Below are 10,048 nucleotides of genomic sequence, written 5' to 3'. Positions count from 1 at the left end.
TGACGCGCACGGTTGTACCGTCGACCTCGCTGGCTGCTGCTACGCGGATTGAAGGATTGCTTGCCGGGCCACCATTAAACGAAATGCGTCCACTCTCCAGTTCAAAGGATCGTCCGGCAAAGCCAAGTGTGCCGCGCACCAGTTCCATATCGCCTGCAATCAAAGGCGCGTCACTTGTGCCGGTTACCTGCAACTTCGTGCCCCATTCGGATTCAAGCCCCATGCCGCTGACATATAATTTGTCGGGCGCTTCAAGCCGGATATTGAGCTTCCAATTGCTCGGCAGTTTGCTGATCGGATCTGCGTCCCCCGATACGCGCGCACGGCTGGTGGGTATTTTGCGGCGAATGCCTGACAGTGTCGCGACCCGTGCCGCACCTTGGCGGATAATCTTGAACCGCGTTTCTGGTAGACGCAGGGTACCGCTGATAAGGGCTGCCCCTTCGGGTGTGTTGGTTACGCTGATTTGCCCCGTTGCCGTCGACGAAATCAGAGCGCTGCGGGCGACCCGCGCCCGGTCAAGATCAAGATTAAGCTGCACCGGAAAACCCTTGTCCGCGCTCAGGTTTACAATACCTTTGCCCGTTACCGTGCCGTCCCCAGCTTTTGCACTAAGTTCAGTTACGTCCAATTGGTCGTTGGTGAAAACGCCGCGCACGCGCAACTCTGTAAGCTGGGTGCCATATACGTCGTTTTCGTAAATCAGGTCATTGGCCCGAACGACCCCGGTAAGCTGGGGGCTCTGCACACGGCCTGAAAAATCCGCAGCCACGCCAATGTTGCCGGTCAGACTTTGGTCCGCCAACGCAGCCAAAGAAAACAGCGTATCAGCAGGTCCGTTGTAGCGGACACCACCCGACAAAGGCGCGGCAAGCAACCGTTCGCGCCAGCTTGCATGCCCGGGCGGCAATGGCGTCAGGTCCATCTGCAGCCGGCCCACTGCCACACCGCGCCTGCGGATGATGGCGCGTGCGTTGCCGCCGCTGGGTAGCAGTCTTGCGACCAGGCTGATGTCCACAGGCTGTGACCGCGCGCGCAGATTGGTCCGGACAAAGCGCGTGATTTCAAGCCGCGCATCGGCGCTTGGGAATGCGGCTGACGACGCCTGCGACCAATCAAGACTACCGGTTGCGCGGCCGTTAATTTCAAGGCCCGGAATGAAGGGGTTGAGCACGGCAATATCGACTTTGTCCAAGCGCGACTGCAGCGTGATTGCGTCGCCATAGCTGCCAGCCAGTCGCAATGCTCCATCTGCGACCTTCATCGTGCTGGGCAGGATGTCATAGCTGCTCCGGCGCGGGATGATCCGTATTGGTCCGTCAGTTGCGAAATCAATGCCATTGGCACGGCCCCTTGCGGCAACGCGCCAAAGTTGCGGTGTAAAGTCGGCATTGCCTGCTATGCGGAAAGGCACTTTGCTTCGACCTTCAGCCAAAATTTGCGCAGTGCCGGAGCCCGCACGATAGTTCACCTTCACGCGCGCGGCGGCGAGCGAAATGTCATCCACCATCGCATTTTCAACCTGCACATCCGCAATAATTTGTGGGCGGTCGTACAGGATGATGTCCGCGGTCATTATGCCCCGCCCAATGGCGAGTTTTTGCGCGCCTGAAAGCACCGCATTCAGGGCAACGGCATCGATAACGGAGCGTTGGAACTTTCCTTGTGCCGACAATGCGATGGTTCCGTCAAAGCCTGAACCGATGCCATTTAATGTGCCCACAAACGGGCCCGAAGCGGTCTGCTGAATTCGTCCAGTCACGCCGATACCCGAAAAATTGCCGCGCATGATGTCAATGGTCAATGGGCCGTTCCTCGCCAGCACATCCACATCGCCACTAATGGGCCCGTAGTCGGTCGTCCCCGTTATCGCGATTGCATAACCACGACGGCTTAACGTTACGACGCCAACGACGTCGGCCATGCCAACACCAAAGCCGGGGTTGGTGGCCGTGATCCGGTAAACCGGACTGGCAAACGTGCCAGTCATGCCCACAAGCACTGGGCCATATTGGCTTGAGAAGCCACGGCCGCCGAACACGACGCGTCCGCCCTCGGTCACATAGGTCCCGCTGCCGCTGTTCAAACGGAACAGGGGCGACACCAAATTAGCGCGGGTAATCTGCAATATCCCATTGGTGCCATAACGGATGCCCGCATTCACGAACATTTGCCCGCCTAAAAAATTCTGGAATCCTGCGCTAAACAAACGCGTTGATTGCGCCTTCACAGTGCCGACAAGGGCATAGTCGCCGCCACGTGTGGTTTCGAGATCGACATCGGCGACAACATTGAACAGACCAACCGAACTGACCTGAAATCCATCGACCTTCCCGTTGAGCGCAGTGGTGTAGAACCCCTTGTTGATGTCCCCTACAAGGAGGGCCGTCACGGTAATCCGGTCAGAACGGATTTTCAAATTGTCGGAGAGAAGCCGTCCATCGGCGACCGCCAGATCACCGTTCAGCCGGACATTATTGAGCAACCCGCCCGCAATCTGGTTGATGCCAGTTACCCGCCGTGCCTTGGCATTGACGGGTATCACAAAGCGATCGGCCTTGCCTTCCGTTTCCCCTGTGATGGTCACATTTTCAAAACTTGTGGCGTCGAAGGCAAGCCGCCGTGCGCTGACCGAATACGCGATAGTTGGGCCGGAAAACGCGCCATTGAGTAAGGAATTGCCGCGCACGTCAGTCCCGCTGACGTTTGACCCGATAATGCTTGGGCGCAATAGGCCAACATCCAACTTAAGGTCTTTGAAAACGCCTTCGCCCAAATTGACCATTCCGTCGGCATCGATCTCAACGGCGGCGGAGCGGACTGTTCCCTTGAGTTGCGCCACCCGGTCCGCAAAAGTCGCCGCCATGTCCAAAGTCGCGATGGGCGATAACGCGCGCATGGGCAAGCTATCCGCCATTATTCTGGCTGGAGCAGCGGTGCCCTTGACCGCAAACGTCCCATTGCGTGCCGTAAGCGCAATATCCGCGATGTTTTCGGATGCCATTTGCGCCGTCAGCTTGCCATCCCATTTGCGCCAGCTACCTCGGCCGCTTAAATTGGCCTTCATGGGTACTTCGCGACCCATCAGGCCAGTGACCATGCCTTTTGCCGGGGCATCAAGCCTCAGGTCGACATCGAAGCGATTGTCTTCCGGAACGGCATCGAGCTTCAACAGGATACGGTCGCCTCGGTCACTTCCGGCTCTGGCATCGATAATTGCGCGCCGGTCAGCGATGCGCAGTTTACCCGACAAAGAGGCCACGTGTGCCGCACCGGTTACAGCTTTGGCAAAGACGATGCGGTCGACTTGTATCCGTTCAATGTTGATGTCGAGATCGGGTAAAAGCGGGGCACCCCGGTCGGGCACGGCCCGGAACGCAGGCATCCGCGACACATTTAACTCTTTTGCGGTCAGCGCATGGATAGCAATGCCGCGCCGTAGGTACGAAAGCGGGTTCCAGTCGAGCCGGATTTCGGGAGCGCGCGCGAATTCTCCCTTTGGATCACGAAAGCGAACGTCAGATAAAACCGCGTCGCTATAGATCGACCCTTCGATTTTCCCGATGCGAATGTTGAGACCGTTTTCAAATTCAAACGCCGTAATTTGCCGTCCCACAAAGTGACGACCCGATTGGCTATCAAGCCATACATAACTGCCGGCCAATATCGCCACTGAAAGCGCCGCGAAAGCCGCAATCCCGATAGCGAAGCGCCGCCAAACCATCAAAATGCCTGCCCAATCGACACATAAACGTTGAAACGGGACTCACCCGATCGACGGTTCAATGGCGTTGCAAGGTCGAGCCGAACCGGGCCAAAACTGGTATAAAAACGGCCGCCAACGCCAACGCCCACGCGCCAGTCGTTAAATTTGGGTATGCTCGAGCCATACGCCTGCCCCGCGTCTACAAAGCCAGCAACACCAAAATTGCCAAAGCGATAGCGTCCTTCAAGGGCAAATTCGTTCAAACTGCGTCCGCCAATGGGGTCGTTGCTCGGGTCTTTAGGACCAAGTTGCTGATAGCCGAAGCCACGCACTGAACCGCCTCCACCGCCATAAAACCGACGCGACGGTGCAAGGTTATCGCGCGAAATACCCGAAATCGTTGCAATACGGGCACGCGTAGCGACCACGATATTGTCATTCACCGGGTAATAATAAGAACCGTCGAGAATGACGCGGACATAAGCTCGCTTGCCCGTTCCCAAAGAAGCTTCAGGCGATACGCGCACATTGACCCGATAGCCCCTGACGGGATCAAGCAAGTCATTCGACCGGTCAAGGCCCAATTGTCCGGGCAAAGCGGCGATGTAATAAAGGCGCCGGTCGCGCGTACCACGCCCCAATTCAAACGCATTTTCGGAAGTGGCCAATATTTCGGCGCCAAGCGACCATGTAAGTTTCTTCTGCCAAATCGGTGTCGAAACAAAGGCCATCGTTCCTGCAAGCCGGCCAGTATATGCCTCGAATGCCTCATATTTGCTGTGTAATGCAGAGAGCGCAATCTCCATATTCCGGTCACGCCGTCCCGCATTCGCGCGGGCAAAGGCAACGCTTGCAGCTTGCTCCTGCGTGCCAAGCAGCCCTGTAACCTTGAGCGAGCCTTCTGGTGGGAAGAGGTTGCGATGGGTCCAACTACCTTCCGCGCGAAGACCCTGCCCCGTGCCGTAACCAGCGCTTGCCGCTAAGGTGCGCGGTGGAGCCGCCTCCTGACGGACGAGTAAATCGGCATAAGGGGTCCCATCAGGCGCAAGACCTTCCCCAGGCACAGCTTCAACCGAGACAGTGGACAGCAATCCCGTTGTAATCAATGCAGCGCGCAGATCATCCACCTTGCGGCTATCATATAGGTCGCCCGTTTTAAATCGCCGCAATATGGAAACATGTCCTGCATCAAATACAGGTGTTCCCTCAGTGCGCAGTTGTCCGAAATAGCTTCGTGCACCAGTGTCCACAGGCAAGGTATAGTCGCCAACGCCGATTTCGCCGTCTAACAAAATGTCGCGCTGGCCAATGGCAGCAAACGGATAGCCGCTCTGTGGCAGCTTAACCGAGATATTTGCCTCCGCAGCCATAATGACATCTGCAACAATGGCATCGCCCATTCTGGGCGCAAAGCTACCGCTGATAAGGTCTGTGGGCTGCACTGCAGGCGCAGTAAAGGCAATCTGCCCGAGATGATAAAGGCGTCCCGACACTACCGTCAGGACCACGTTAATCGCCCCCGCATCGGTCGCGGACACTTCGGACTTCAACCGCACCTCGGCATCAAAAAAGCCCTGACCGTTCAGAATATCCAATAATAATTGGCGGTCAGCGCGGGCGCGTTGAGCCACCTCAGCGCGACTGTCAGCGCGGCCCCCACCATCTTTTAACGCTGACAAACTGTTGAACCGGGCACGAACATCACGCCATGCCGCCGCCTCAACTGCTTCGGAATCTGGATCCTTTGTGACGTCCACTGTTTTAATTGCATCCAAACCATCAACGCGCACGACATAGCGCGTGGCCCGCGCTTCGCGTTCGGCCGCTTGCGTCGGTTCAGGGGGTGGCTCTGCATCAAAACCGTCGATAGGCGGCAGCGGGTCATCCAAAAGTGGGTCTGTAACGGGCGGATCGGGGAGCAGTTCAACCACATCGCCATCTTGAACCGCCTTGATCGCAGGGTCTGCTGCGGTCTGGGCGGCCTGTTGCTGCGCCGATCCACCCTCTTCACGGCTTTCCTGCGCCGCATCCCATGCTTCTATGCTTTCCAACGGGGCGTCGTCGAGCGAAGGGATGGCTTCCTTGAACTCAGTGTCCGTTATAATCGGCGTTTGGGGCGCAGTTAAAGGCGCGGGTATTTGGACGTCCGGATTTTGGGCAAGCAGGGGCGCCGCTGCGCAACCCAGATATAAAAAGGCAATTGATCGGATCAAACAGACATCCCCCCGCCCCAACCTCACGTCACACAAAAAGGTTCCGCCTAGACTGGGGAATAGCCGATACCGCCATCGGTGCGTTATGCAAACAAGAACGCAAAGCGGAAAAATTTAGGCCCACCTCAGGTAGGTTTTAGCTATGGCGTAATCTCGAATGTTGGATACGGGTGCTTTGGCGTGACAGGCGCCGTTAAACGCAATTTGGAAAATTCTTATGGATGTGACGGCTATTCTGCAGCAGGGTCAAGGATTGATCGGCATCACCTTTGTGCTTTTGCTAGCGTGGGGATTATCGGAAAATAGAGCTGCGCGCCCTTCATGGCGGTGGTTATTCGGCGCCTTGTTTTTACAGATTGCCATTGCGCTTGCGGTGACCCGGGTACCCTTTATTTGGACATTGGTTGGCTACGTAAATACGGCAGTATCATCGATCGAAAAGGCCACCTTGGTCGGATCAAGCTATATGTTCGGCTATACCGGCGGTGCGCCGATTCCGTTTCTGCTTAAGCCCGGCGTTGAACCGCCGGTCATCGTCGCTTTTCAGATTTTGCCGCTTATCATCGTCTTTTCTGCAATCTCGGCTTTGTTGTGGCATTGGGGCGTGTTGCGCGCGGCCGTCAAAGGCCTTTCTTGGGCCTTACAAAAAACAATGGGCGTTAGCGGTGTTGTCGGCCTTGGCGCGGGAACCACGATGTTTCTTGGCGTTGTCGAGTCACCGCTTGTCCTGCGGGCATGGTTTGAACGGATGAGCCGATCTGAGATGTTTATGATCATGGTGCTTATCATGGCCACGATCTCCGGCGCTATTCTCGTCCTGTACGCATCCACGCTGTCAAAGACCGTTCCCAACGCGGTAGGCCATATGATTGTGGCCTCCCTCATTTCGCTGCCTGCCGCGATTTTGATTGCCCGACTGATGGTCCCCGGCGACGGAAGCGTGACTGCCGACAATGTCCAAGCTGATTTAAAATATGAAAGCAGCATGGATGCCATTATTAAGGGCACGATGGAGGGCGTTAGTTTGGTGCTGGCCGTCATTGGCATCATCATCGTCGTGTTTGCACTCGTCAATCTGACCGATCAGATGCTATCCTGTTTGCCTTATGTGGACGGCACGCCGCTGACGCTGAAACGCGGTTTCGGTTGGCTATTTGCCCCGCTGATGTGGAGCATTGGCATTCCGTGGGATCAAGCTCCGGCTGCGGGGGCATTGATGGGTACGAAAACGATTCTCAACGAATATGTCGCCTATCTTGATTTGGCAGCATTGCCTGCAGCTACCTTTGATGCACGCAGCCAGTTGATTATCACTTATGCGCTCTGCGGCGTCGCAAATCTGGCCAGTGTCGGCCTTCTGGTGTCCACTATTTCTACCTTGGCACCAGGGCGACGCGCAGAGGTCTCAGCGCTTGGTATGAAGAGCTGGGTTGCGGGGAACATGGCGTCCGCGATGACTGGGGCAGTCATTGGCCTTGTGACGTTGGTCTAAACATGTTCGGACGCTAGCTGTTACCCGTCAGCATTCAATAGACAGCTTAGCCGCATAAATTAGGAGAGTGTTTTGGGTTTATCGCAGTGACTGTAAGGAACGAAGATAAACCCAAAACACTCCCATGTTCTAAGCTGCAAAAAGTCTCAAATTATCTGACGACGGACAAAGGCCAAGGATGAACATATTCGAACAGAAAAGTGGTGCCGGAAGAGGACTCGCGTTTAGGAAATAAAATATTGAATTATATAAGTAATAAATTTTATAATGTCAGGAAAGCCCCCAATAAGGCCCCCAGCCATAAATCCTAGAGCTGTTTCAATGACAGTTAACACCACCACAAAGGACGCGTTCATCCTCACCAAAGGCGACGTATGAGGTGCCGACAGGTGGATGTCCGTCAATCAAAACCAACAGCATCTGTCTATCCAGTTTTGATGACGGCAGCTTTGCGCCCAGTTTCGGTTATGCCCGCGCGCTTGCTGCACGCACAAAAGCAGACGAAGAACCTGGCGCAGCGGCTTATGTGCTTTTGGAGAGCCTCTCGTCCCCAAAATCCCTTTGATTATTAGACTAACTCCGCCGCGCCACCGTTTCAGGCATGCGCAACCAAATAACTGCCGCAGCGAGAAAGCTAATCGAAGCTAGGCTCATTACAGGTGCGCGACCGAACGCCTCTGCCAGTGGGGCAGTAATTAGCGGGGCGGTCATGCTGATTACACGGCCCCAGTTGAAAATCGATGCGGCAGTTGATCGCAAATGCGGCGGGTATAGCTCTGACAGCCATGGCCCCCAGATCGCGCTACACGACAACATCACGCCATAGGTAAAGCCTGTTAATTCAAGCAGACCAATAGGCATCGGTACGAACAAATAAACAGGGATGATTAACGCTGCAGCAACAAATCCCCATGCAGCGTTGCGACGACCGAAACGGTCGCTAATGAAGCCCCAGACGAGGCCACCAATGGCTGCCCCAATAAACTGCCAGCCCAGCACATCCCCAACGATCGTATCTGGAATGGCGCGGTCTTCTTTGAGATAAGTTGTCGCCCAGCCAGTAAATGCCTGATACGCAAAAAAATTCAGTCCCGTCATTGTAGCCAACAAGATCGTTTGTTTGGCTACGCTGGGTTTGAACAATTCGGTGATTGGTAATTTCGATTTTGCCATCGCTTCATCGTCGCTGGCTCCATCCATCGGAATGAATCGGCGGTCATCGGGGATCAACAGAAAGGCAAACACCGCTATAGCGACGGGTACGCCGCCAGCCCAGAGCAATATCTTCCAGTCGTATCCAGCCTTAAATGCGGCGGCAGACATAAAGCCCAAAGCGGCCACGGCAAGATTATAGGTTCCCAAAACAATACCAGCGATCACGCCGCGGACATCGCGCGCAAACAGTCCAGAATAAATGCCCACGGCGATTGGAAACATTGCCCCCATGAAGAACCCAAGCCCGATCCGCTGGATCATCAATCCTGTATAATCCGTTATCACCAGCGCGCCGAGGAGGGCTAGGCCGTAACCGGTCATTGTGATCACCAACGCATTGCGCCGACCAATCTTGTCAGCGACTTGTCCCATAACAACGGCACCAATGATCGCCCCTATGGACTGCAGGGTGTAAGCCGACCCCGCTTGGAAATCCGTAAGGCCAAGGCTTTCCTTGATATAAGGTCGAAGGATATCGACCGTGTTCCACGACCAAGCATAGAAGAAATACGCGACCAGCAAAAATGCGAGCGCACCAAATCGTCGTCCTTGCGTGAATTGCTGTGCGCGGATCATGTGATTTCCCTCTTGTGGTTTGGCAGTAAATCAATGCCGAACTGGCCGATCAAGTCTACCATATCGATGAAAACCCAATTTTCGACGAGCATATCATCCTCACGCCGCCAGAAATCCATGATCCGTTGCGTAATGCGTTTTCCGGTTGCCGGGATCCCGATCCAGTCATCGCCGAAATGGGTCGCATTGAGGCTTGGCCATCCGGTTGAAGCCACATAAGTGCCGTCACCTATCCGGCATTTATGATTGCCGCCGATTCGGTCAGGAAAGGCTTTGAGGAATGGCCCCTGATGTGCACGCTCATAGTCGGCGTGACCGCGCGCACTGCCTATACCGCCGGGGCCATACCACTGGAATTGAGGCGTCCAAAAACGCTTCATTCCCATGCTGGAAAGCGATTTTTGGTCATAGGACATTAGTCCCGCGATCATATCCTCGACCAATTTTAAGCTTTTGCCCGACTCTTTTGGATCGGTGGCTTTGAGTGCCAAGCCATCTTGTGTTGCCGGTGCTGGAGACCAGCTTTCACCCAGTTGCGGACGCAGCGGCCATTGATTGGTCTCAATCATTAGCCGCGTCAGATCGAGCAGCACATAGCTTTCAACAACATGATCGCCTGCAACCTTGTCAAACCAACCATAACGCAGGAAATGAGGTCGCCTACTAGCCTTGATACCGTAAAGGTCATTTTCGAAGTGCCCCATCAGATACCCGGTTGTGGCAAACCAATCACCATCTTTGAATTGACCGCTCATCAATATGTCGGTGCGTCGTTCGAGATCGGGGAATGCATGCACCAAGGGTTGCCAGAACCGCTCGACTATTGCTTCCCTGCCGGCGCAATGG

The 10,048-nt window shown here is 55.2% G+C and carries 5 protein-coding genes; 1 reads left to right on the top strand and 4 read right to left on the bottom strand.

The annotated features are described in order from the left end of the window. Window positions 1-3,724 (bottom strand): translocation/assembly module TamB domain-containing protein (locus ACIQ2T_RS09400; protein WP_397590586.1); only part of this gene is annotated, 3,724 nt, incomplete at its 3' end. After that, complete coding sequence (locus ACIQ2T_RS09395; RefSeq protein ID WP_397590585.1) at window positions 3,724-5,919, bottom strand: autotransporter assembly complex family protein; 2,196 nt, start codon at window positions 5,917-5,919, stop codon at window positions 3,724-3,726. The genes ACIQ2T_RS09395 and ACIQ2T_RS09400, both read right to left, overlap by 1 nt. Before the next feature lie 217 nt (window positions 5,920-6,136). On the opposite strand from ACIQ2T_RS09395, the gene ACIQ2T_RS09390 reads away from it, so the two are divergent. Further along, window positions 6,137-7,411 carry a NupC/NupG family nucleoside CNT transporter gene (locus ACIQ2T_RS09390; RefSeq protein ID WP_397590584.1) on the top strand — a complete coding sequence of 425 codons (1,275 nt, stop codon included), beginning with the start codon at window positions 6,137-6,139 and terminating at the stop codon, window positions 7,409-7,411. Between the two features lie 573 nt (window positions 7,412-7,984). Here ACIQ2T_RS09390 and ACIQ2T_RS09385 read toward each other — a convergent pair. Next, window positions 7,985-9,202 (bottom strand): MFS transporter, encoded by a 1,218-nt coding sequence (locus ACIQ2T_RS09385; RefSeq protein ID WP_397590583.1) that lies wholly within the window; start codon window positions 9,200-9,202, stop codon window positions 7,985-7,987. Further along, on the bottom strand, window positions 9,199-10,048 hold an 850-nt coding region (locus ACIQ2T_RS09380), incomplete at its 5' end, for an ester cyclase (protein WP_397590582.1). The genes ACIQ2T_RS09385 and ACIQ2T_RS09380, both read right to left, overlap by 4 nt.

Origin of the sequence: Sphingorhabdus sp., assembly GCF_044357595.1 — a bacterium.
Taxonomy (GTDB): Bacteria; Pseudomonadota; Alphaproteobacteria; order Sphingomonadales; family Sphingomonadaceae; genus Sphingorhabdus_B.
The sequence above is the reverse complement of the archived record's forward strand: the minus strand, read 5'-3'. Positions and strand labels throughout refer to the sequence as shown.

Excerpts from the sequence above, each read along its gene's own strand:
- ACIQ2T_RS09385 (WP_397590583.1), bottom strand. The coding sequence starts at position 9,202 with ATGATCCGCGCACAGCAATTCACGCAAGGACGACGATTTGGTGCGCTC.
- ACIQ2T_RS09390 (WP_397590584.1), top strand. The coding sequence starts at position 6,137 with ATGGATGTGACGGCTATTCTGCAGCAGGGTCAAGGATTGATCGGCATC.